Here is a 22,940-nt window from a genome sequence, read left to right as displayed (position 1 = left end):
CGCCCTTACATGCGCGGACTATGGCAGACCGCTTCACCAAGATGCACGGCCTCGGCAACGACTTTGTCGTGATCGACGCGCGCGAGCATGGCGTCGAAATGACGCCGGCGCGCGCGCATGCGATCGCCGACCGCCGTCACGGCATCGGGTGCGACCAGCTGATCCTGCTCGAACCCTCGGCCAGCGCGGACGTGAAAATGCGCATCTTCAACGCCGACGGCGGCGAGGTCGAGGCGTGCGGCAATGCGACGCGCTGCGTCGCGACGCTGATCGGCAAGCCCGCGGTGATCGAGACGCTGGGCGGCATGCTGCGCGTCACCCCTGCCGACGGCGGTGCCGAGGTCGTGCTGGGCGAACCCGAATTCGACTGGGAGCATATCCCGCTCGCGATGCCGATGGACACGCGCGACATGCCCGTCGCGTGGGACGAGCTGGAGCATGGCGCCGGGGTCAATGTCGGCAATCCGCACATCGTTTTCTTTGTGCCCGAGGCCGACGCCGTCGCGCTCGACGAACTCGGCCCGCGGATCGAGACCGACCCGCTGTTTCCCGAACGCGTCAACGTCAATGTCGCGAGCCTCGACGGCGAGAACCAGCTGCAACTGCGCGTCTGGGAACGCGGCGTCGGGCTGACGCAGGCGTGCGGCACCGGCGCGTGCGCGACCGCGGTTGCCGCGATCCGCGCGGGACTCGTCCAGTCGCCGGTGACGGTGTCGCTGCCCGGCGGCGACCTCGTCATCCGCTGGGCGCCCGGCGAGCCGATCGTGATGAGCGGCGCCGCGACGCGCGTCTATGAGGGCGAGACCGACTGGGCGCAGTTCGGATGAGCGCTTCCCTCGTCGACCGGCAAGAGGTCGTCAATTTCGGTTGCCGGCTGAACATCGCCGAGGGCGAAGGGGTTCGCGCGGCCGTGCGCGCCGCGGGCGTGCGCGATACGATCGTCTTCAACAGCTGCGCGGTGACCGACGAGGCGGTGCGGCAGGCGCGGCAGGCGGTGCGGCGCGCGCTGCGCGAGCGGCCGGGCGCCGAGGTCGTGGTCACCGGATGCGCGGCGGAGCTGGAGCGAGATGCATTCCAGGCGATGGGCGCGCGGGTGGTGTCCAATGATGCGAAGGGTTTGGCTGAGAGCTATCAAAACGCCGCGTCCCCGCGAAGGGTGTCGGGAGTCACGTGCCTCCCGACACGACCCATCTCCGGTGGGCTCCAACTCGAACCGGCGGGAGATGGGCCCCTGCCTTCGCAGGGGCACGCTTCTCGTTCCTATGCCCCCGCCCTCTCCGGCGCCGACCATGCCCGCGCGTTCCTTGGCGTCCAGACAGGCTGCTCGCACAGCTGCACCTTTTGCGCGACGGTGCTCGCGCGCGGCACGGCGCGGTCGGCGAGCGTCGATGCCGTGGTTGCCTCCGCGCAAACCGCACTCGACCGCGGGCAGCGCGAAATCATCCTGACCGGGGTCGACCTCGCCAGCTATGGCGACGACAGCGGCACGACATTGGCCGCGCTGGTCGAGGCGTTGCTGGCGCTGCCGGTCGAGCGCCTCCGCCTCTCGTCGCTCGACCCGGACCGGATCGACGACGCGCTATTCGCCCTGCTCACGCAGGAGGTGCGCGTGATGCCGCATGTCCATCTGTCGCTGCAGGCCGGCGACGATATGGTGCTGACGCGCATGAAGCGCCGCCATCGCCGCGCCGACGCGGTGCGCCTGATCGAGCGATTGAAGGCCGCGCGCGCCGAGATCGCGATCGGCGCCGACCTGATCGCGGGCTTTCCGACCGAGGATGACGCGATGTTCGCGAACTCGCTGGCGCTGATCGACGATTGCGACATCGTCTTCGGGCATATCTTTCCGTACAGCCCGCGCGCCGGGACGCCCGCCGCGCGGATGCCGCAGGTCGGGCGCACGATCGCACGCGAGCGCGCGGCGATCCTGCGCGAGGCCAATGCGCGGCGACGTCAGGACTGGCTCGATACACAGGTCGGCCGCACCGTATCGATGCTCGTCGAGCGCGACAGCGTCAGCGGCCATGCCGAAAATTTCGCCGCCGTGGCGCTGACCGCACCCGCGGCGCCCGGCACCATCATTGACGTGCGCCTGACCGCACGCGACGGCGACCGGATGATCGCCATCCCCACGCAAGCAAAGGATATCGCGGCATGACCGGCCAAAGCTGGAGCGAACGGCTGCTCGGCGGATTTCGCCGCACGTCGGAACGGCTCGGCGAAAATCTCGCCGGACTGACCGGCAAGGCGCGGCTCGACGAGGATGATCTCGACCGCATCGAGGAGGCGCTGATCACCGCCGACCTTGGTCCCGCGATGGCCGAGCGCATCCGGAGCCGCCTCGCCGAGCGCCGCGACATCGCCGCGAACGGCACCGAGGAATTGCGCAAGGTCGTCGCCGAAGAGATTGCGGCCGTGCTGCGCCCCGTCGCCGAACCGCTCGACATCGACGCCTTTCCGCGCCCGCAGGTCATCCTCGTGATCGGGGTCAACGGGTCGGGCAAGACGACGACGATCGCCAAGCTCGCGCACCTGTTCCAGGAACAGGATTATGGCGTGATGCTCGTCGCGGGCGACACCTTCCGCGCCGCCGCGATCGGCCAGCTCAAGGTCTGGGCCGAACGGCTCGGCGTGCCGATCATGGCGGGGCCCGAGGGCGGCGACAGCGCCGGCATCGTGTTCGATGCGGTCAAACAGGCGACCGCGACCGGCATCGACGTGCTGATCGTCGACACCGCCGGGCGCCTCCAGAACAAGCGCGAGCTGATGGACGAGCTCGCCAAGATCAAGCGCGTGCTCGGCCGCCTCAACCCCGCCGCGCCGCACGATGTCGTGCTCGTGCTCGACGCGACGACGGGGCAGAATGCGCTGTCGCAGATCGACGTGTTCCGCGAGGTCGCGGGCGTCACCGGCCTCGTGATGACCAAGCTCGACGGCACCGCGCGCGGCGGCGTGCTCGTCTCCGCCGCCGAGCGCCACGGGCTTCCGATCCACGCGATCGGGATCGGTGAAACCATCGACGACCTTCGCCCGTTCGATGCCGACGAGATCGCGGGAATTATTGCAGGAAATATCCGATGAGCGATCAGCTCGACCAGATCGACCAGCTGCCGGGTGGCCCCGAGGCGGTCCCGGCTCCCCCGCCGGCGAAACATGGCTGGCTCAACTTCGTGATCGATTTCGGGCCTTTGCTGGTCTTCTTCCTCGCCTATAAATTCTCTTCCGGAGGCGAAGGCGCATTCGCGGCGACGACCGCGGCGATCAAGGGCACCGTCGCCTTCATGGTCGCGATCGTCGTCGCGATGGTCGTGTCGAAATGGAAGCTCGGCAAGATTTCGCCGATGCTGTGGATGTCGAGCATCCTCGTCCTCGGCTTCGGCGCGCTGACCATCTGGTTCCACGACGAGCGCTTCATCGTGATGAAGCCGACGATCATCTATGGCGCTTTCGCGGCGCTGCTGCTCGGCGGTTACTGGTTCAAGAAGCCGATGCTCAAATATCTGCTGCAATCGGCGCTCGAGGGGCTCACCGACCGCGGCTGGCTGCTGCTGTCGCGCAACTGGGGGATTTTCTTTGCCGCGCTCGGTATCGCCAACCATGTAATGTACGAGCTGATCCAGACGAAGCAGATGAGCTTCGACCTGTGGCTGACGATCAAGGTCTGGGGCGTCACCGCCCTCTCCTTCCTCTTCACTTTCAGCCAGGTCCCGGTGATGCTGAAGAACGGCCTCGCCGTTCCCGAAGAGGCCGGAACCGACAAAAGTTGATGCATTTCCCCGCCGCGCTGGCATAGCTGCGTCACCGGCTCCGGGTCGCACGCGGCGCCGCGATAAACAGGGGGAACTGCCATGGATAAATTTTTCGGAAACCTGCACGCCGTGCTCGGCGCGGGCCTCGTGCTCGCGATCGTCCTGATGCTGTGCCTCAATGGCCAGAATTTCGAGGACGGGGTCGCCGCGGGCAATGCTATCATGCGCTGGCTGCACACCTTCTTCGGCGTGCTGTGGATCGGCCTGCTCTACTATTTCAACTTCGTCCAGATTCCGACGATGCCGAAGATCCCGGCCGAACTGAAACCCGCCGTCGGCAAGCATATCGCGCCCGCCGCGCTGTTCTGGTTCCGCTGGGCGGCGCTCGTCACCGTGCTGCTCGGCCTCGCGATCGCGGGCCACGCCAAATATCTGGCGCCCGCGCTGGGCCTTCAGGACCCGTACAAGCTGATCGGCGTCGGCATGTGGCTGGGGCTCATCATGGCGTTCAACGTGTGGTTCCTGATCTGGCCGAACCAGAAAAAGGCACTGGGTATCGTCGAGGCAGACGATGCGACCAAGGCGAAGGCCGCGAAGACCGCGATGATCTTTTCGCGGACCAACACTTTGCTGTCGATCCCGATGCTCTATGCGATGGTGAACTTCAGCTAAGCCGACTGGCGACGCTTGACGAAAGGGCGCTTCGGGAAACCGGAGCGCCCTTTTTCGTTTCCCGTTCGTGTCGAGCGAAGTCGAGACACCCATCGCCATAGCGCCAAGCCGAGGGGCATCCCGACTTCGCTCGATACGAACGGATTTTGATTTAGCCTTGTTCGATCGCCGCCTTGTGCATGCGGCCGTTCATCACATAATGCGCCACGCCCAGCTGCATGCCCGCGGCCTGCGCATCGTCGATCTCGCGCACGCGGCGCGCGGGCGATCCGGCCCAGAGCTCGCGATCCGGAATTTCCTTATTCTCGGTCAGCAGCGCGCCCGCGGCGAGCATCGCGTCGCTGCCGATGCGGCATCCATTCATCACCGTCGCCTTGAGACCCACGAACGCGCGGTCGGCGAGCGTACAGCCGTGCACCATCGCGAGATGGCCGATCAGCACATCCTCGCCGATGATCGTCGGAAAGCCTTCGGGGCGGTGCGGCATCGGGCCATCGCAATGAACGATGCTGCCGTCCTGGATGTTCGAGCGCGCGCCGACGACGATGCGGCTGACGTCGGCGCGGAGCACGCAATTATACCAGATGCTGACGTCGGGGCCGATCGTGACATCGCCGATGATGCGGCATCCCGGCGCGATGAAGGCGCTGGGGTCGATCCGCGGCGTCTTGCCATTGACGCTGATGATGCTGATGTCGGTCATTCGTCGCGGCCTCCAATGAGATTCTTCCAGATCAGGACCGGCAGCGTCGAGGCATAATCGTCGGTCCAGCGCTCGAAATTCGGGCGCACTTCGAGCGGCACCCAAGTGTCGAGGTCGCGCGAATCCTTGCGCGGTCTGATCCCGCCGGTCAATTGCCGCATCCGCTGCGGCGTCGCGGTCAGCGCGACCCAGTTCGATCCGGTGAGGTCGCCATATTCGTCGCCGACCGGGCCCGGGTCCATGCGGATCGCGCTCGTCCAGCCGCGCGCCTTCGCCTCCGCCGCCAGCACCGGCTCCAGATCGAAGAAGCGGTTCGAGATATGGATGAGCAATATACCATCGGGCTTCAGCGCGCGCGCATAAATGCCGATCGCCTCTTCGGTCAGCAGGTGCAGCGGGATCGCGTCGGACGAGAAGGCGTCGATGACGATCACGTCGAAGTGGCCCGCGGGCTGGTTGGCAAGCTGGAGCCGCGCGTCGCCGATGACGATCGGCGTGTCGCCCGCGCAATCGGTCAGGAAGGTGAATTTCGACGGATCGCGCGCGATGTCGACCATCACCGGATCGATCTCGAAGATCGTCCAGCGCTGGCCAGACTTGCGGTAACAGGCGAGCGTCCCTGCCCCCAGCCCGACAATGCCGATCGACGCATTCGGTCCGGCGAGCGCCGCCGCCTTGTCGAGCGTCAGCCCGACGCCGGATTGATGGCCATAATAGGTCGTCGGATCGCGCCGGTGCGCGGCGTCGGTACGCTGAAGTCCGTGGAGCGTGGTGCCATGCGCGAGGCGGCGCTGGTTCGACGAGGGATAATCGGTGACGGTGTAGACGCCGAAATAGCTGCGCACGCGCGCGCCGGTGAAGCTTTCCTGGATCGTGTCCCAGCCGCCGACGCCGATCATCAGCAGCGCGAGCACGGGCACATAGGCCCAGCGCCAGCCGATGACGAGCATGCCGATGACGAAGATCGCGATGCCCCACGACGTCGTCGCGCTGTCGAGCCGGCCGGTCCAGTCGCCGACCATATGCCAGGCGCCAAAGGCGGCGATGGCGACGAGCACGGCGGCGGTGATCCGCGCGGTTTTCGCTTCGAGCCCGAGCCATTTGTCCCACGGCAATAGCGCCGGGAGCGGCAGCAGCATCGCAGCGGCGAGGATCAGCAGCGGATGTTCATAGACCCAGTCGAAGATCAGCGGCGCGAACAGCGCCGCGAACAGCCCGCCGAGCACGCCGCCCGCCGACATGATGAGATAGAAGAGCGTCAGATGCTGCGCAGCGGGACGGAGATGATAGAGATAGCCGTGCAGCGCGGTCGCGACGACGAACAGCATCGCGAGGCTGGCGAGCGCGACCATCATCGACCCGCCACCCGAGCTCAGCAGCCCGAGCCCGCCGACCGCGAGCAGCACGACCGGCGTAATCAGCGTGATGATCTGCGTCGGCCGCTCCATCGTCGAAAAGGCGATCACGAAGCTCAAGAGATAGAGGCCGAGCGGGAGCACCCAGAGCAAGGGCATCGCGACGATGTCGGTGGTGAGGTGCGTCGTCGTCGACAGCATCAGCCCCGACGGCACCGCCGCGATCAGCAGCCAGTGGAGCTGGCGGCGCAGGCTCGGCCGCGGTTCGTCGGTGACGGCGGCATGCGCCTCGGCGCCGCCGTGCCAGCGCGCCGCCGCGGCTCCGGCGACGAGCAGCACGAGCAGCGCATAGCCTGCGGTCCAGCCCCAGCTTTGCGCCGCGAGCGGCATTGTCGGCTCGACGAGCGCCGGATAGCTGATGAGGCCGGCGAAGCTGCCGAGGTTCGAGGCGGCATAAAGATAATAGGGATCGCCCGCGCGCGTATCGGCGGCGAACCAGCGCTGCATCAGCGGCGCCTGCGCCGAAACGACGAAGAAGACGGGGCCGATCGACGCGAGCAGGAGCAGGGGCACCCACAGCGCCTCCTGCCCGGGACCCGGGGCCGCGATCTGCGCGATGCCGATCGGGAGCCACAGCGCGGCAACGAGAAATAGCGCGAGGTGGATGATCGCCTGACGCCGCACAGTGAACCGCCCGAGCCAGTGCGCATAGGCGTAACCGCCGAGCAGCAGCGCCTGATAGACGAGCATCGCGCTGTTCCACACCGCCGGCGCGCCGCCCAGCTTGGGCAGCACCATGCGCGCGACCATCGGCTGGACGAGGAAAAGCAGGAAGCTGCCGACGAGGATCGTCAGCACGAACAGCCAGCGTCGCGGCGAGGAGGACGCGGTCATGCGATTTTCCATGCCGAGCGCGACAGCGAATAGGTCACGTGCGGCCGCAAGGGATTGTCGGCCGCGAGCTTGGGATGGTCAAAGCCGAGGTCGGCGCAATATTGCATGCCGAGCCGTTCCATCACCGCCCGGCTGCGGACATTGCCCTGCCAAGTGATCGCCAGGATTTCATCGTCGGGCAGGTTCGCGAAGCTCCACGCGGCCGCGCCGCGCGCGGCCTCGCTAGCGAAACCGGCGCCCCAACAGTCGCTCGCGAGCCGCCAGCCGATCTCGACCTTATCCGCTACCGGCGCCATGTCGCCGCGGATGACGCCGCACCAGCCGATCAGCCGCGCATCGTCACGCCGCTCGAGCGCCCAGAAAGTATACCCATGCTCAGCTTCCCGCGCCTTGACCCGTTCGATGAGCGCCTGCGTCGCATCCATGTCGAGCGGGGCGCCGAGAGTCGCCATGACCTCCGGATCGCTACAGATCGCCTGAAAGGGCGCGACATCTTCGTCGCGCCACGATCGCATCACCAGCCGCTCGGTCACGATCATGCGTTAAGCAGCCGTGCCGCATGGAGCGCGTGATAGCTGAGCACCCCCGACGCCCCCGCGCGGCGGAAGGCGAGCAGAGTTTCGAGGACGAGCGCATCGCGGTCGCCCGCGCCCACCGCCGCCGAGGCCTCGATCATCGCATATTCGCCCGACACCTGGTATGCGTAGACGGGCACGGCAAAATTATCCTTCACCGCGCGGACGATGTCGAGATAGGGCAGCCCGGGCTTGACCATCACGCTGTCGGCGCCCTCGGCGAGGTCCTGTGCGACTTCGCGCAAGGCTTCCTCAGCGTTCGCGGGATCCATCTGATAGGTCTTCTTGTCGCCCTTGAGCAGCCCGCGCGAGCCGACCGCGTCGCGGAACGGGCCATAGAAGGCCGAGGCATATTTGGCGGCGTAGCTCATAATCTGGACATGGCCGAAACCCTCGGCCTCGAGCGCCTGCCGGATCGCGCCGATGCGGCCGTCCATCATGTCGCTGGGTGCGATGATGTCGGCGCCCGCGCGCGCCTGATTGAGCGCCTGTCCGACGAGCACTTCGACCGTTTCGTCGTTGAGCACATAGCCCGTATCGTCGATCAGCCCGTCCTGCCCGTGGCTGGTATAGGGATCGAGCGCGACGTCGGTGAGGACGCCGATATCGTCGCCGAGCGCCTGCTTGATCGCGGCGGTGGCGCGGCACATGAGGTTGTCGGGATTGAGCGCTTCGCCGCCATCCTCGCTGCGCCGGTCGGGCTGCGTATAGGGAAAGAGCGCAAGACACGGGATGCCTGCGGCGACCGCGTCTTTCGCGCGCTCGACGAGCAGATCGACCGACCAGCGCGATACGCCGGGCAGGCTCGCGATCGGTTCCTCGGTGCCCGATCCGTCGGCGACGAAGAGCGGCCAGATGAGGTTCGAGGGCGAAAGCTGGGTTTCGCGCACCATCGCGCGGCTCCAGCCGGTGCGGCGGGTGCGGCGCAGGCGCAGGTCGGGAAAAGCGGCTTGGGTCATCCGGGGTGCATAGCGGCGCTTGGCCGCGGGGCAAATGGATATTGCCGCTTTAGTGCGGGGTCAGATCCCTTCGCCAGCCCGTTTCGACGCGACATCGGCAAGGCTGCCGAGCTTCGGCCCCTCGACCTGTTTCGGTGCGATCGGGGTGAGCGCGGCGCCCGGCGCGATCGAGGTCAACGAGCGGATGCGCGCGCGGAAGTCGGCGAGCGCCTTGCCCTCGAGCAAAGCGCGGGTGACGAAGGTCACCGACGACGGGTTCACCGCGCGGCCGTTCCGATACAGCTCGTAATGGAGGTGCGGGCCGGTCGAGAGGCCGGTCGAGCCGATATAGCCGATCACCTGCCCGCGACGCACGCGCTGGCCGGAGCGCACCGCGATGCGGCTCATATGGCCGTAACCGGTGCCGAGGCCGTTGCCGTGGTTGAGCTTGACGAAATTGCCGTAACCGCCGTGGCGCCCGGCGATCGTCACGACGCCGTCGGTGACCGCATAGATCGGCGCGCCATAGCCGCCGCCGAAATCCATGCCGCTGTGCATGCGCTTGTAGCCGAGGATCGGGTGACGGCGCATGCCGAAGGTCGAGGTCACGCGGCCATTCGTCGGCCGCGCCATGCCGCCGCGCTGTTCGCCGACGCCCGACGCCTCGAACCACTGCGTCCGGCCGTCGACATTCCATTCGAGCATCGAGAGTTTCGATTTTCCGCCGCGGATCAGCCCGGCGTAGAGCAATTTGCCCGTCTCGGTCTCGCCCGTTTCAGCGCGGCGGTAATCGACGATGATGTCGAACTCGTCGCCGGCGCGAATGTCGCTGCCGACCGAAATCTGTTTGCCGACGACGCGCAGGTACGACTGGATCGCCTGCGGCGGCGCGCCGGCGGCGCGCGCCGAACGATAGAGGCTGTCGCCCACCCTTCCGCGAATCCGCAGCGGGGTCGCGTCGACCGCGATCGGGATGCGCCGCATCACAAGTTGGCCGCCCTGCCGCTCCATCTCGATACGCAGGTCGAAGCGTGCGCGCATCGCGAGCGCCTCGACCGGGCGCGGCATCGTGCGCGCGGCGCGGCGGCCGAGGATCAGGTCGATGCGCGTGCCCGGCGCGATATCGGCGAGCGGCACCGCGCCCGACACCTGATTTGCCAGCGTCTGCGCCTCGCTGCTGCCGACGCCCGAGCGTTCGAGCAGGCGCGCGAAGCTGTCGCCGCTGCCGAGGGTGGCGGTGAGTTCGATCTGCGGGCGTTCGGGGGTTTGCGTCAGCGGGCGGACCGCGTCGGTCGCCGCCATATGACGGCCGGTGTCGCCGCCGAATGCCAATGGCACGATCATCTGCGCGCGCGCTTCGTTGAAATCGGCGGCATCGAGCGCGGGGGTTCCGCCGACTTGAAGCGGCTGGATGCCCGGGAAGGTCGCGATCGCGGTTCCGCACAGCAGGGTTAATGTCGCAAGACCGCGCCACCATTCGCCCGAACCGATATTGTCGCCAAGGTCGGGAACAAGGTCGAGCTGCGCGAGCCGGTCACGCCAGCCGAGCTGCGGTTCGGCATCGGAATCGGCACGCCGCAGCGGGATCGCTTGCGACATCGTGAGGGCGGCCGCGTTGCCGGACATCCCCGCGATGGGTTCGTGACGCTGAAACAAATTTCGGACCCCCGCTCGGCCAGCCTCCCTTTTACCCGGCTGCCGAATGATGTTTTCGAGCCATTGTCTGTAAAGAAAGGTCGTTAAAGTCAATTTAATGGCGGAATTGCCGCGGTGCATTGCGGCAAGGCGTGGCGGGCCCGGGATATTATGCAACAGTGTGGAAAAAATCGGCCTCCACCCTTCCTTTCGAAGATCGGCTGTTGCGCGCGGACCTTGCGCATGCCAGCTTGGCGGTCAAGAAAATGACGTCACCCTCCTCCCAGCCGGTCAAGGCTGTCCTTGGCCCCACCAACACCGGCAAAACCCATTTGGCGGTCGAGCGCCTGACCGCCCATTCGAGCGGCATGATCGGCTTTCCGCTGCGCCTGCTCGCGCGCGAGGTTTACGACCGTGTCGTCGCGATCAAGGGCGCCGCGCAGGTCGGACTGATCACCGGCGAAGAGCGAATCCTGCCCCCCGATGCGCGCTATTTGCTCGGCACGATGGAAGCGCTGCCCGTCGAACGCGACGTCGCCTTCGTCGGGATCGACGAGGCGCAGCTCGGCGCCGATCCCGAACGCGGGCATGTCTTCACCGACCGGCTGCTGCGCGCGCGCGGGCGCGAGGAAACGATGATCCTCGGCTCGGCGAGCATCCGCGGGCTGGTCAAGGGGCTGGTGCCCGAGGCCGAGATCATCACCCGGCCGCGCTTCTCGACCTTGAGCTATGCGGGTTCGTCGAAGCTGTCGCGCCTTCCCAAACGCTCGGCTATCGTCGCCTTCTCGGCCGAGGAAGTCTACGCGATCGCCGAAATGCTGCGCCGCTTTTCGGGCGGCGCCGCGGTGGTGATGGGGGCACTCAGCCCCAAGACGCGCAATGCGCAGGTCGCGATGTTCGAGGCGGGCGAGGTCGATTATCTCGTCGCGACCGATGCGATCGGCATGGGGCTCAACCTCGACGTCCAGCATGTCGCCTTTGCTTCCTTGCAGAAATTTGACGGGCGGCGCCTTCGCCGCCTGACGGTTTCGGAGATGGCGCAGATCGCGGGGCGCGCCGGGCGCCACCAGCAGGACGGCGGCTTCGGCACCGTCGGGCTGCCGCAGGGCGGCTTCACGCCCGAGGAAATCCACGCGATCGAGGGGCATCATTTCCCGCCGCTCGCGAGCCTGTTCTGGCGCAACCCGACCCCGGGCTTCGGCTCGCTCGACCAATTGCTGTCCGACCTCGCCCAGCCGCCGAGCCAGCCGATGCTGCGCGCCGCGCCCGAGGCGGTCGATATCGCGGTGCTCAAGCATCTCGCGGGCGACATGGAGGTGCGCGCGCGCAGCGGCGATTTCGATGCCGTCCAACGCCTGTGGGACGTCTGCGGCCTCCCCGATTTCGAGCAACTGGGCGCCGAGCACCATAGCCGCACGGTGTTTAAGCTGTGGCAATGGCGCACGAGCGGCGACGGGATGATCGATGCCGACTGGTTCGCGCGCCGCCTCGCGCGACTCAACGATGTCGAGGGCGATATCGACCAGCTCGCGAGCCGCATCGCCGCGGTGCGCACGCTCTGCTTTATTGCGCAGCGCGGCGACTGGATCGCGGGCGCGGCGGGTTGGACCGAGCAAACGCAGGCGCTCGAATCGCGCCTGTCCGACGCGCTGCACGCCGCGCTCGCGCAGCGTTTCGTTGACCGGCGGCTCGCGCTGCTGCTGCGCGATGCGGGGCAGCGGGGCGCCGCCTTGCCCGTCGCGGTCGGCGCCGACGGCACCGTCGCGGTCGACGGCGAGGCGATCGGCACGCTGAAAGGATTTCAGTTCAAGGTCGACCCGGTCGCCAAGGCGAGCGACCACCGCATGCTGCTCGCGGCGGCCGAAAAGCATCTGCGCGCCGAACTCGCGCGCCGCGCGACTGCGATCGCCGAGGGCGACGACAGCGCGCTGTCGCTGATCGCCGAGCCGGGGACCGCGCCGCGCCTCGCCTGGCACGGCCATGCGATTGCGACGCTCGCGCGCGGGCCGACGCTCGTCCAGCCGGCGATCCAGGTCGACCCATCGCTGCGGCGGCTCGAACCCGGGCAGGTGCAGGCGATTTCCGAACGCCTCCAACGCTTCGTCGCCACGCAGCTTGCCCGCCACGCCGGACCATTGGCCGCGATGGGCGAGGCGGCCGGCGACCTCTTTACCCCGCCGCGCGTGCGCGCGTTGCTCGCGGCACTCACCGACAATAGCGGGACGATCGGCCGCGCGGCGGTCGAGGACCAGCTCAATGCCCTCACCCCCGAAGAGCGGCCGCAGCTGCGCAAGCTCGGCTTCACCATCGGCTCGCTCGACCTCTTCCACCCGCTGCTGCTCAAGCCCGAGGCGGTGCGCTGGCGCGCGGCGCTGATGGCGGCCCAGCAGGGCGCGCCGGTTCCCGCGCTGCCGCCGCACGGCGCGGTGCTGCAAAAGGCGGGCAGTCATGCGGGGCTGGTGATCGCGGGTTTCCGCCGCTGTTCGTCGGGCTGGCTGCGCATCGACATGGCTGAAAAGCTGGCGCGGCAGGCGCATGCCGCGCGGATGCAGGCGGCGGCACCGCCGACCGCGCCACTGGTCGGCCGCGACGATCACCATGACGATCATGCGCAGGACGAGCATGAGGGAGTCGGCGCGGCGGCGCCGCCCGGCTTTGTCATCGACCCGGCGCTCGCCACTTCGCTCGGGCTCGACGAGGAGACGCGCCGCGCGCTGCTCGGCAGCTTCGGTTTCCGCAGCATCGGCGAACCCGCGCTCCAACGCTGGCGCTGGTCGGGGCTGCGCAAGCCCGAAAAGCGCCCGCGCCGCAAATCGCATCCGCATCGCAAGAGTGCCGACGCGCCGCCTCGGACCGCCAACGGTGAGGCGCGGCGACCGCCTGCGCACCAGACGAAAGGCAAGCGCGGCAAGCCCGGCAAACCCCGCATCGACGCCCCGCGCCCGCCGCGCCCCGACCGCCCCGACCGGCAGCCGCGTCGCGGCCCGTCGCCCAATAGCCCCTTCGCGGGCCTTGCGGCACTCCTTGCGGACGCACGCAAAGACTGATGGCGAGCCCGGGCGCCGCAGGAAGCATCCGGCTGGACAAGCTGCTGTGGTTCCTGCGCTTCGCCCGTTCGCGCAGCATCGCGCAGGCGATGGTCGAAGCGGGGCATATAAGGCTCGACGGGCGGCGCATCACGCGTTCGTCATGCGCGGTGCATGCCGGATCGACGCTGGTTCTGCCCGTCGGCGAGCGGATCGAGGTGATCCGCCTGCTTTCGCTGCCGCTGCGCCGCGGCCCCGCGCCCGAGGCACAGGCCTGTTACCAGCGGCTCGATCCCGGGGCGCTGCCGCCCGAACAATCGGCTATCGGCGCCGATGGAAATGCTTTGCACCCAGAGCCCCCCGATCGTCCTATTCAATGAGAGTGATTCGCAACTGTCGCTTAGCGTTGACGCACCGCCTTCACGCGGCATAGAGGCGAGCCCATATGGAGAGCCTGACGGCCCGATCGCCGTCATCTGAGGGAGCCGAAAGCCCATGACCTATGTCGTCACCGATGCCTGCGTCCGGTGCAAATATATGGACTGTGTCGAGGTGTGCCCCGTCGACTGTTTCTATGAGGGCGAGAATATGCTCGTCATCAATCCGAACGAATGCATCGACTGCGGCGTGTGCGAACCCGAATGCCCGGCCGAGGCGATCCTGCCCGACACCGAGAGCGGCCTGGAAAAGTGGCTCGAAGTGAACAGCAAGTTCAGCGCCGAATGGCCGAACATCACGGTCAAGAAGGAAACCCCCGCCGACGCCGACGAATTCAAGGGTGTCGAGAACAAGTTCGAGACGCTCTTTTCGCCCGAACCCGGCGAGGGCGACTGAGGCGAAACCAGATAATCCGGACGGGGCGGGACTTTCCCGCCCCTTCTTTTTGCCCCCTTGAAAGACCTCCGCTTGGCGACGATGTAGGATCATGGAGGGGCAGCCCGCCGGATTCTCCGGCGCGGCATCCCGATAACATAAGGACGAATTCCCAATGATCGACCCGCTCGCAGCCCTTGTTCCCGTCGTCGTCGAGCAGACGAGCCGCGGCGAACGCAGCTTCGACATTTTCTCGCGCCTGCTGCGCGAACGGATCGTCTTCGTTACCGGCGAGGTCGAGGACCAGATGGCCTCGCTGATCGTCGCCCAGCTCTTGTTCCTCGAATCGGAGAATCCGAAGAAGGACATCTATATGTACATCAACTCGCCGGGCGGAGTCGTCACGGCGGGCATGGCGATCCACGACACGATGCAGTACATCCGTCCGCGCGTCGGCACTGTGTGTATCGGTCAGGCGGCATCGATGGGCAGCTTCCTTCTCGCCGCGGGCGAACCCGGCATGCGCGTCGCGCTGTCGAACGCCCGCGTGATGATCCACCAGCCGTCGGGCGGCGCGCGCGGCATGGCGTCGGACATCGAAATTCAGGCGCGCGAAATCCTGCGCATCCGCAAGCGGATGAACGACCTCTATGTGAAATACACCGGCAAGCCGCTGAAAGAGATCGAAAAAGCGATGGACCGCGATACGTTCCTGGAGGCCGACGAGGCCAAGGCATTCGGCCTGGTCGATCAGGTGTTCGACCGCCGCCCAGGCCTGCCCGGCGACGACGCGCCGAAGGATGTGAGCGAAGGTCCGACGCCCTGATCGTCAGGCGGGCAACACACCGGTAACCGCGTTTCTTGACGTCCGCTTGGCGCCTTGGCGCTAGGCGGGACATTGAACCCGTGTCACCCAATTGCCATATTGTAATTGGGTGACCGGGGACTAGGATAAAGACGGCAGCGCCCCTTTTGGGCCCGCCATAGGAAGTTTTATGACGAAATTGAGTGGCTCGGACAGCAAGAGCACCCTTTACTGCTCCTTCTGCGGCAAGTCGCAGCACGAAGTCCGCAAGCTGATTGCCGGGCCGACCGTGTTCATCTGCGACGAATGCGTCGAGCTGTGCAACGACATCATCCGCGAAGAGATCAAGGGCGGGATCGCCGCGCGCAAGGATGGCGCGGTGCCGACCCCGCTGGAAATCTGCCAGCATCTCGACGCCTATGTGATCGGCCAGAACACCGCCAAGCGCGTGCTGTCGGTCGCGGTGCACAATCACTACAAGCGCCTCGCGAACAGCGGCCGCGGCGACGATGTCGAACTCGCGAAGTCGAACATCCTGCTCGTCGGCCCGACCGGCAGCGGCAAGACTTTGCTCGCGCAGACGCTCGCGCGCTTCCTCGACGTGCCCTTCACGATGGCCGATGCGACGACGCTGACCGAAGCCGGCTATGTCGGTGAGGATGTCGAGAATATCATCCTCAAGCTGCTGCAGTCGTCCGACTATAATGTCGAAAAGGCGCAGCGCGGCATCGTCTATATCGACGAGATCGACAAGATCAGCCGCAAGGCCGAGAATCCCTCGATCACGCGCGACGTGTCGGGCGAAGGCGTGCAGCAGGCGCTGCTCAAGCTGATGGAAGGCACGACCGCGAGCGTTCCGCCGCAGGGCGGGCGCAAGCATCCGCAGCAGGAATTCCTGCAGGTCGACACGACGAACATCCTGTTCATCGCGGGCGGTGCGTTCAGCGGGCTCGAAAAGATCATCGGCGACCGCCTGCAGGGCAAGTCGATCGGCTTCGGCGCGCATGTCGCCGGCCCCGACGAGCGCCGCATGGGCGAGGTGCTGAAGAATATCGAGCCCGAGGATCTGCTGAAATTCGGCCTGATCCCCGAATTCGTCGGCCGCCTGCCCGTCATCGCGACGCTCGAGGATCTCGACATCGACGCGCTGGTCAAGATTTTGGGCGAGCCCAAGAACGCGCTGGTGAAGCAGTATCGCAAGCTCTTCGATCTCGAGGAGGTCGTGCTGACCTTTACCGACGATGCGCTGATCGCGGTCGCCAAGAAGGCGATCGAACGCAAGACCGGCGCGCGCGGGCTGCGCTCGATCGTCGAGGCGATCCTGCTCGACACGATGTTCGACCTGCCCGACCTGACCGATGTGGTCGAGATCGTCGTCGACAAGGATGTCGTCGAGGGCCGCAAGGATCCGGTGCGCGTCTATGCCGACAAGGCGAAGGAAGCGGCGGGCGACGCCGCCTGAGTCGCAAATAGGGCGCCCTTCGGGGCGCCCTTTTATGTTGCATTGCAGCAACAGTTTCCCGAAAAAACGAATTCGTGCCTGTGGATAACTCCACGCGCATTACGCAAATTCGCGCTTTTTTCACCCTCTTGTGAAGCGCGCTCCCCTCCCCGCTTGCACTGTCACAATTGCTGTCACAATCGTGCCACATGCGGGCTTCAGGGGCGCTCGCAGGTCAGGCGCGCCCCATTTGCGTGCCCGCCGAATGCACCACCAAAGGGGACAATCCAAATGCATTTCCGTCATTATCTGGCTGCCAGCGCCGCTGCGCTCAGCATGAGCGTCGCGCTAGCCGCTCCCGCCGCCGCGCAGGAAACCAGCTCGTCGCTGCGCGGAACCGTCGAAACGGCCAGCGGTCCGGTTGCCGGTGCCGCCGTCACCGTGACGCACGTCCCGTCGGGCACCGTGTCGCGCACGACCACGGACGCCAGCGGCAATTTCGGCGCCAACGGCCTTCGCGTCGGCGGCCCCTACACGGTCGAAGTGACCGCTGACGGTTTCGACAGCACGCAGGTCACCGACCTGTTCCTGCAGGCCGGCCAGCCTTTCCGCCTGCCGATCACGCTCGAAGACACGGCGATCGTCGTGACGGCATCGTCGGTCAAGGGCGCAGTCGAAACCTCGAACGGCCCGATCACCGCGCTCAACCGCGAAGCGATCGAAGGCGCCGCCTCGATCAACCGTGACATCCGCGACCTCGCACGCCGCGATCCGCTGGTCACGCTCGACCTGACGAACGCCCGCACGATCGAAGTCGCCGGCAACAACGGCCGTCTCAATCGCTTCTCGGTCGACGGCGTCCAGATGAGCGACGACTTCGGTCTCAACAACGGCGGTCTGCCGACCTCGCGCGGCCCGGTTCCCTTCGACGCGATCGAGCAATTCTCGGTCAAGGTCGCCCCCTTCGACATCGCCGAGGGCGATTTCCAGGGCGGCGCGGTCAACGTCATTCTCCGCTCGGGCGGCAACAAGTTCCACGGCGGCGCCTTCTTCACCTACACCGACGACAGCCTGACCGGCGATCGCACCCGCGGCCGTAACGTCAATCTGAACTTCGACAGCAAGCAATATGGTGCGCACCTCAGCGGCCCGATCATCAAGGACAAGCTGTTCTTCATGCTGGCCTATGAAAAGACTAAGGAAAGCGATCCGTTCGACGATGGTTTCGGCGACGGCTTCGCGAACCAGGTTCCCGGTCTGACGCAGGCGGTGATCGACCAGGTCAGCAGCGTCGCACAGTCACGCTACGGCTATGACACGCTTGGCCTGTCGCCGAACGCGGTCGAAGAAGATGAAAAGATCATCGGCAAGCTCGACTGGAACATCAGCGACACGCAGCGCGCATCGCTGACCTATATCCGCAACGTCGGCACGCAGCAGTTCCAGCAGAACACCTTCCTGACCGCGCCTTTCGCGCTGGGTTTCCAGTCGAACGGCTATGAGCTGGCCGAAGAAGTCAACTCGGGCTCCTTTGAACTGAACTCGACCTGGTCGGACACTTTCTCGACCACCTTCCGTGCCTCGTATCGCGACTATAACCGCGACCAGACGCCGTTCGGCGGCCGCGAGTTCCCGCAGATGGAAGTCTGCACCGACGCCGCTTCGGCGGGTTCGGCAACCAGCTGCGACGGCACGCGCCTGTTCTTCGGCCCCGACGTCAGCCGTCAGTCGAACGACCTCAACACGGAAAATCTGTCGTTCGACCTCACCGCGCGTCTGGACGCCGGCGATCATTCGTTCCGCCTGCTCGCGGGCTACACCGACGTTTCGGTGTACAACCTGTTCCTGCAGCGTTCGCTCGGCGATTTTTATTTCGATAGCCTCGCCGATTTCGCCGCTGGCAATGCGAACCGCCTGCGCTACGGCAACGCAGTGCCCAGCCTTGATCCGAATGATGCCGCGGCCCGTTTCAGCACGCAGAACTACACCGTGGGCATCCAGGACGACTGGCAGGTCACCCCCGATCTGACGCTGTCGCTCGGCGTTCGTTACGACCTGTTCGGCAACGACGTGAAGCCGCCGCTAAACCCGAACTTCCTGGCTCGTTATGGCTTCCACAACCGCGAAACCTTCAACGGCCGCGACGTGCTGCAGCCGCGCTTCGGCTTCAACTGGCAGGCCACCGACAAGCTGATCGTCCGCGGCGGCGTCGGCATTTTCTCGGGCGGCACGCCCGACGTCTATCTGTCGAACAGCTTCTCGAACACGGGCCTGCTGACCAACTCGGTCGACATCAACGACGCCAACTGTGCGGCGTCGGTGACCTGTAACGCCCTTACCAACGTCTCGAATGGCACAATCCCGACCAGCGTCACCGACTTCCTGTCGCGGAACGTCGGCTCGTTGGCAGCAGCGCCGACCGACAATATCGATCCGAATCTGAAAGTCGCGCGCAAGTGGAAGGCTTCGTTGCAGGCCGATTATGAAATCGGCGACGGCTGGTTCGTCGGCGGCCAGTTCCTGTACGACAAGAACATCTATGGCTACACGTGGACGGACCTGCGCTCGGTGCCGGTCGGCACGTTGCCCGATGGTCGCACCCGCTATGGTCCGATCGGCGGCGCCGCAACGAGCAACCGCGATCTCCAGCTGACCAACAGCGAAAAGGGCCGCGCCTATTTCGCGACCGCCCGCTTCGCCAAGGCATGGGACTTCGGCCTCTCGATCGACGGCAGCTACACCTATTCGAACGTCAAGGACGAAGGCGCGATGACCTCGTCGACCTCGTCGTCGAACTATGGCAACAACGCCTTCGTCGATCCGAACCGCGCTGCCTATGGCCGGTCGATCTACGAATATACCCACCAGTGGAAATTCGGCGCCGACTTCAAGCGCAACTTCTTTGGCGACAATGAAACGCGTATCAGCCTGTTCGGCGAATATCGCTCGGGCCGCCCGTACAGCGTCACCATGCTGGACAACAGCAGTGGCCGCGGCGCGGTGTTCGGCACCGTCGGGAACCTTGGCAACATGCTGCTCTACGTTCCCACCGGTGCCAACGATCCGCTCGTCCAATGGGGTTCGCACACTTCCAACGGCGCAACCGTGACCGCAGCGCAGAACGAAGCGGCGTTCAACGATCTGATCAGCCAGCTCGGCCTCGAAAATTATCGCGGCAAGATCGTCAAGAAGAACAGCCAGACCTCGCCCGACTTCTTCAAGGTCGACCTGCACTTCAGCCAGGAAATCCCGGCCTTTGTTGGCAATGCGAAATTCAAGCTGTTCGCGGACGTCGAGAATGTGCTGAATCTGATCGACAGCGACTGGGGTTCGCTCCGTCAGGTGTCGTTCCCGTACAACTCGGCATTGGTGCGCGTCACCTGCGCCGCGACGAGCGGGGCGAACTGCACCAAGTATCAGTATACCAACACTCTTGCACCGAACGAGGTTCTGACGAACCGCGTGTCGCTGTACGGCGTCCGCGTCGGCGTGAAGGTCAACTTCTAAGCCATCCGGCTTCGGCCAAAAGAAAAGGGCGCGGGAGGCAACTCCCGCGCCCTTTTTCATTGCGGTGAAAGCGGCGTGGCCGCGGCGCCGGGAAATCAGCCCGCGGCGATCCGCCGCGCGGTCTCCTGGACCAGCGCGATCATGTTGGGGACGCCCTGCGTCCGGTTCGACGACAGCTGGCGCGTGAGGTCGAAGGGGGCGAGCGCCGCCGCGACGTCCATCTCGGCCACTTCGGCCGCGGGCTTGTCCTGCACCGCCGAAAGCACGAGCGCGACGATCCCTTTGGTGATCGCGGCGTTGCTGTCGGCGAGAAAATGGAGCTGGCCGTCCTCGCGCGGCACCGGATAGACCCAGACGCTGGCCGAACAGCCGCGCACCATCGTCGCGTCGGTCTTGAGCGCGTCGGGCATCGGCTCGAGCGTCCGGCCGAGGTCGATCAGCAGGCGATAGCGATCGTCGCCGTCGAGAAAGTCATATTCGTCGAAGATGTCGGTCAGGCTGCGCATGGCCGCGCCACTCGCATAGATGGCGCCAAGTTGAAAGGGGCCTGAAACGACATCGGCCCGCTCCCCTGTCAGCCGCCGGACGGATGGCGACTGACAGGGGAGCGGGCCGGTGCCGCGCGGGTCGGAGTGATTAGAGGTCGACCCCCGCCGCGATGGCTTCGAGCTTGCGCAGCCGTTCCTTGAGGTCGGCGATCTCGATCCGCGACCCGGCGTGCGGGACGCCCGGATCCTGCGCGAGCGGCGCGTGGTGGCCCGCGGCGAGTTCGTCGCGCTTGAGCTGGATCCAGTCACGCCAGCCGCGCAGCGCGACCAGGCTGACGATGCTCAGCGCGGTGAGAGCGATCGCCGCGGCGGTGAGGTCGGGGGTGATGAAAGCCATGAGCGTTGCTCCTTTTCCGGCATTCAGATTTTGCTGTTGTCGCGCAATTTCTCGATTTCCTGATCGAGCGTGACCGCGCGGTTGTGATCGGTCGCGATGCGTTCGAGCACCTGGATCCGCTCCTTGAGCGCGCGGATTTCGGCTTGCAGCGCCTTGGTCTCGCCATTGTCGGTGGCGACGAAATATTCGCCGCCCTTGTGATCGCGGCGGATGCCGTGCTTGGCGCGGATTATGCTGCCGATGGTCACGATCAGGACGATGCCAACAACCATTTCAAACGGGCCCATGGGGAGGTTCCTTTCCGTATGTCTTTGTTTTTTAGTTCAGCGGGGCGTCGCGCAGCTTTTCGATCTCGTCGGCGACATCAATTCCCTTGTCGGTAACGATGCGCTCGAGAACGCGGACGCGCGCCTCCAGCCGTTCGGTTTGCGCCGCATATTGCGCGGCCTTTTCGGCGGTCTCGTGCGTGATCGCCTGGAACTGCTTTTCCTTGAATTTCAAGGTCCGCTCATAAGCGGCGTAGCCGATGGCCAGCGTGACGGGCAGCCCCACGACGATGGCGAGAATGAAGATGACTTCCATGTTCGTTCCTCTCAGTCCGGCGCTTAGTTCGAGGGGCGCCGCAGCGCTTCGATCTCGTGGCTCAGCCGGTGGCTTTCGTCGGTGACGATGCGCTCGATCACCGCGAGGCGATCCTTCACCGAACCGAGTTCGGCGCGCAGCTGGGCATTTTCCTGGCTGATCAGCTTGACGCGTTCCATCGCCTCGTCGCTGGTCTTGGGGTAAACCGCCTTGCCCCAGCTGTTTTCGAGCGGATAGCCGTTCTTGACGCGGAGCCAAGTGGTGAAGACCCATCCTCCGACCCCGGCCAAACCGATGGTGGCGATGACGGGGGCGATGGCGTTCAGGACGTCCAGATTCATTGTCTTCTATCCTCTCAGCGCAGGCGGTCGATCTGGCTGGCGAGTTCCGCCGCCTGACCATTGTTTTCGGTCGCGATGCGTTCGAGCACCGAAATCCGCTCTTCCAGCCGGCTGACCTGCCCCGCCAGCTTGGCGTTGTCATCGGTCAGCAGGGCGATTTTTCGATCAGCGTCGGGGTCGGTTCGATGAACCGTGCCGCCCCATTCATTCTCAACGGGATAGCCGTGCTTGGCGCGGATCCAGGTGGTGAACATCCAGCCGCCGATCGACAATGCGATGATGGCGAGGACAAAAGTGGTGCCACCGAAATTCATTCTTTATCTCCCTGTTGCCTTGGACCCGCCCGGCCCGCTCAGCGCAGCGCGTCGATCTCGTCGGCGAGGCGGCGGTTGTGGCTGGTGTAATATTGTTCGATGTCAGCAAGCCGGCGGTCGATGTCGCGAAAGCGCGACTTGATGTCGCGGGTCGATGCGGTCGGGTTGCTACGCACACCCTGCCAGAATTTCGCTTCCTCACTCGAACCATAGAGCGCGAACGGTTTCGGCGTGCCCATCCAGGCGACCATCCAGTAAGCGATCAGCGTCCAGGGGAAGCCGCCCATCAGGGTCAGGAGGACCGCGCCGACACGAACCCAGAGGACGTCGATCCCGCTATAATCCGCGATTCCCGAGCACACGCCGCTCCATTTGGCGTTCTGCTTGTCGAGGTAGAATTTTGTGCGGCTGGCAGACATCTCAGTTCCTCCGGTTCGTATGGTTTTCGAGTTGCGCCAGCTCTTCATCGCTGCGTACCGCGGGGCGGAAGTCGGGATGGTCGGCGCTGATGATGCGTTCGACGGTGTGCAGGCGGTTTTCGAGCCTTCGTGCCGTGTCGTAGAGTTCGTCGAGCAGCTGTTCGTCTTCTCCGGTCAGCGTCTTGGCCTGCTTCCACTTCGTGATGTAGTGGAGGATCAGCCAAGGCAGACCGAGGAAGAGGGTTCCGATGACGATCGGGACGATGATAATCTCTTCCATCGGTCC

General features: G+C 65.7%; 24 protein-coding genes. 11 read left to right on the top strand and 13 right to left on the bottom strand.

Annotated elements, in window-relative coordinates; all coding sequences use genetic code 11:
- Positions 1-20: 20 nt before the first annotated feature.
- From dapF to V8J55_RS08050, 5 genes are all read left to right on the top strand, one after another.
- Positions 21-827 (top strand): diaminopimelate epimerase, encoded by an 807-nt coding sequence (gene dapF, locus V8J55_RS08070; protein ID WP_037513630.1) that lies wholly within the window; start codon positions 21-23, stop codon positions 825-827.
- A complete protein-coding gene (locus V8J55_RS08065) occupies positions 824-2,158 on the top strand; it encodes a MiaB/RimO family radical SAM methylthiotransferase (protein ID WP_336445116.1) in 1,335 nt (444 codons plus the stop codon). Before dapF ends, V8J55_RS08065 begins: the two co-directional genes overlap by 4 nt.
- Positions 2,155-3,081, top strand: coding sequence for a signal recognition particle-docking protein FtsY (gene ftsY, locus V8J55_RS08060; RefSeq protein WP_037513628.1), 927 nt, complete (start codon positions 2,155-2,157; stop codon positions 3,079-3,081). The genes V8J55_RS08065 and ftsY overlap by 4 nt, the downstream gene beginning before the upstream one ends.
- On the top strand, positions 3,078-3,767 hold the full coding sequence (locus V8J55_RS08055; protein ID WP_336445115.1) for an inner membrane-spanning protein YciB: 690 nt from the start codon (positions 3,078-3,080) through the stop codon (positions 3,765-3,767). Before ftsY ends, V8J55_RS08055 begins: the two co-directional genes overlap by 4 nt.
- 81 nt (positions 3,768-3,848) lie before the next feature.
- On the top strand, positions 3,849-4,421 hold the full coding sequence (locus V8J55_RS08050) for a urate hydroxylase PuuD (protein ID WP_037513626.1): 573 nt from the start codon (positions 3,849-3,851) through the stop codon (positions 4,419-4,421).
- A gap of 151 nt (positions 4,422-4,572) precedes the next feature.
- Here V8J55_RS08050 and V8J55_RS08045 read toward each other — a convergent pair whose 3' ends face one another.
- Genes V8J55_RS08045 through V8J55_RS08025 form a run of 5 tightly spaced genes read right to left on the bottom strand, consistent with a single transcriptional unit; the run spans position 4,573 to position 10,485 of the window.
- On the bottom strand, positions 4,573-5,124 hold the full coding sequence (locus V8J55_RS08045) for a gamma carbonic anhydrase family protein (RefSeq protein WP_336445114.1): 552 nt from the start codon (positions 5,122-5,124) through the stop codon (positions 4,573-4,575).
- A complete protein-coding gene (locus tag V8J55_RS08040) occupies positions 5,121-7,373 on the bottom strand; it encodes a fused MFS/spermidine synthase (protein WP_336445113.1) in 2,253 nt (750 codons plus the stop codon). Before V8J55_RS08040 ends, V8J55_RS08045 begins: the two co-directional genes overlap by 4 nt.
- A complete protein-coding gene (locus tag V8J55_RS08035; protein WP_336445112.1) occupies positions 7,370-7,912 on the bottom strand; it encodes a GNAT family N-acetyltransferase in 543 nt (180 codons plus the stop codon). Before V8J55_RS08035 ends, V8J55_RS08040 begins: the two co-directional genes overlap by 4 nt.
- Positions 7,909-8,907, bottom strand: a complete 999-nt coding sequence (hemB, locus tag V8J55_RS08030; protein WP_336445111.1) for a porphobilinogen synthase — start codon at positions 8,905-8,907, stop codon at positions 7,909-7,911. The genes V8J55_RS08035 and hemB overlap by 4 nt, the downstream gene beginning before the upstream one ends.
- Before the next feature lie 60 nt (positions 8,908-8,967).
- Positions 8,968-10,485, bottom strand: coding sequence for a peptidoglycan DD-metalloendopeptidase family protein (locus V8J55_RS08025; RefSeq protein WP_336445110.1), 1,518 nt, complete (start codon positions 10,483-10,485; stop codon positions 8,968-8,970).
- 302 nt (positions 10,486-10,787) lie between these two features.
- On the opposite strand from V8J55_RS08025, the gene V8J55_RS08020 reads away from it, so the two are divergent.
- The 6 genes from V8J55_RS08020 (at position 10,788) to V8J55_RS07995 (ending at position 20,113) form a co-directional block, all read left to right on the top strand.
- The gene (locus tag V8J55_RS08020) at positions 10,788-13,568 is read left to right on the top strand and encodes a helicase-related protein (RefSeq protein ID WP_336445109.1); all 2,781 of its coding nucleotides are present in this window, start codon (positions 10,788-10,790) and stop codon (positions 13,566-13,568) included.
- Entirely contained in the window at positions 13,568-13,927 is a 360-nt protein-coding gene (locus V8J55_RS08015; RefSeq protein WP_336445108.1) for an RNA-binding S4 domain-containing protein, read from the top strand. The genes V8J55_RS08020 and V8J55_RS08015 overlap by 1 nt, the downstream gene beginning before the upstream one ends.
- Before the next feature lie 115 nt (positions 13,928-14,042).
- Positions 14,043-14,381 (top strand): ferredoxin FdxA, encoded by a 339-nt coding sequence (gene fdxA / locus V8J55_RS08010; protein ID WP_037513620.1) that lies wholly within the window; start codon positions 14,043-14,045, stop codon positions 14,379-14,381.
- Positions 14,382-14,535: 154 nt separating this feature from the next.
- Positions 14,536-15,186, top strand: coding sequence for an ATP-dependent Clp endopeptidase proteolytic subunit ClpP (clpP, locus tag V8J55_RS08005; protein ID WP_037513619.1), 651 nt, complete (start codon positions 14,536-14,538; stop codon positions 15,184-15,186).
- A 169-nt stretch (positions 15,187-15,355) separates the two neighbouring features.
- Entirely contained in the window at positions 15,356-16,627 is a 1,272-nt protein-coding gene (gene clpX, locus V8J55_RS08000) for an ATP-dependent Clp protease ATP-binding subunit ClpX (RefSeq protein ID WP_037513618.1), read from the top strand.
- A 270-nt stretch (positions 16,628-16,897) separates the two neighbouring features.
- A complete protein-coding gene (locus V8J55_RS07995) occupies positions 16,898-20,113 on the top strand; it encodes a TonB-dependent receptor (protein ID WP_336445107.1) in 3,216 nt (1,071 codons plus the stop codon).
- Between the two features lie 95 nt (positions 20,114-20,208).
- Here V8J55_RS07995 and V8J55_RS07990 read toward each other — a convergent pair whose 3' ends face one another.
- From V8J55_RS07990 to pspB, 8 genes are all read right to left on the bottom strand, one after another.
- The gene (locus V8J55_RS07990) at positions 20,209-20,619 is read right to left on the bottom strand and encodes a SufE family protein (protein ID WP_336445106.1); all 411 of its coding nucleotides are present in this window, start codon (positions 20,617-20,619) and stop codon (positions 20,209-20,211) included.
- 130 nt (positions 20,620-20,749) lie between these two features.
- Positions 20,750-20,998: a hypothetical protein gene (locus V8J55_RS07985; protein WP_037513615.1), complete on the bottom strand. Its 249-nt coding sequence runs from the start codon at positions 20,996-20,998 to the stop codon at positions 20,750-20,752.
- Between the two features lie 23 nt (positions 20,999-21,021).
- The gene (locus V8J55_RS07980) at positions 21,022-21,285 is read right to left on the bottom strand and encodes a hypothetical protein (RefSeq protein ID WP_037513614.1); all 264 of its coding nucleotides are present in this window, start codon (positions 21,283-21,285) and stop codon (positions 21,022-21,024) included.
- Positions 21,286-21,316: 31 nt separating this feature from the next.
- Positions 21,317-21,580, bottom strand: coding sequence for a hypothetical protein (locus tag V8J55_RS07975; RefSeq protein WP_037513613.1), 264 nt, complete (start codon positions 21,578-21,580; stop codon positions 21,317-21,319).
- A gap of 23 nt (positions 21,581-21,603) precedes the next feature.
- The gene (locus V8J55_RS07970; RefSeq protein WP_056367996.1) at positions 21,604-21,921 is read right to left on the bottom strand and encodes a hypothetical protein; all 318 of its coding nucleotides are present in this window, start codon (positions 21,919-21,921) and stop codon (positions 21,604-21,606) included.
- Positions 21,922-21,935: 14 nt separating this feature from the next.
- Complete coding sequence (locus V8J55_RS07965; RefSeq protein WP_037513611.1) at positions 21,936-22,235, bottom strand: hypothetical protein; 300 nt, start codon at positions 22,233-22,235, stop codon at positions 21,936-21,938.
- A 38-nt stretch (positions 22,236-22,273) separates the two neighbouring features.
- The gene (gene pspC / locus V8J55_RS07960; protein WP_137891839.1) at positions 22,274-22,654 is read right to left on the bottom strand and encodes an envelope stress response membrane protein PspC; all 381 of its coding nucleotides are present in this window, start codon (positions 22,652-22,654) and stop codon (positions 22,274-22,276) included.
- Position 22,655: 1 nt separating this feature from the next.
- Positions 22,656-22,934, bottom strand: a complete 279-nt coding sequence (gene pspB / locus V8J55_RS07955) for an envelope stress response membrane protein PspB (RefSeq protein WP_037513609.1) — start codon at positions 22,932-22,934, stop codon at positions 22,656-22,658.
- Positions 22,935-22,940: the final 6 nt, after the last annotated feature.

Source organism: Sphingopyxis sp. CCNWLW2 (genome assembly GCF_037095755.1).
Lineage (GTDB): Bacteria > Pseudomonadota > Alphaproteobacteria > Sphingomonadales > Sphingomonadaceae > Sphingopyxis.
Note: the sequence above shows the minus strand (reverse complement) of the source record. Positions and strands in the feature narration are given on the sequence as shown.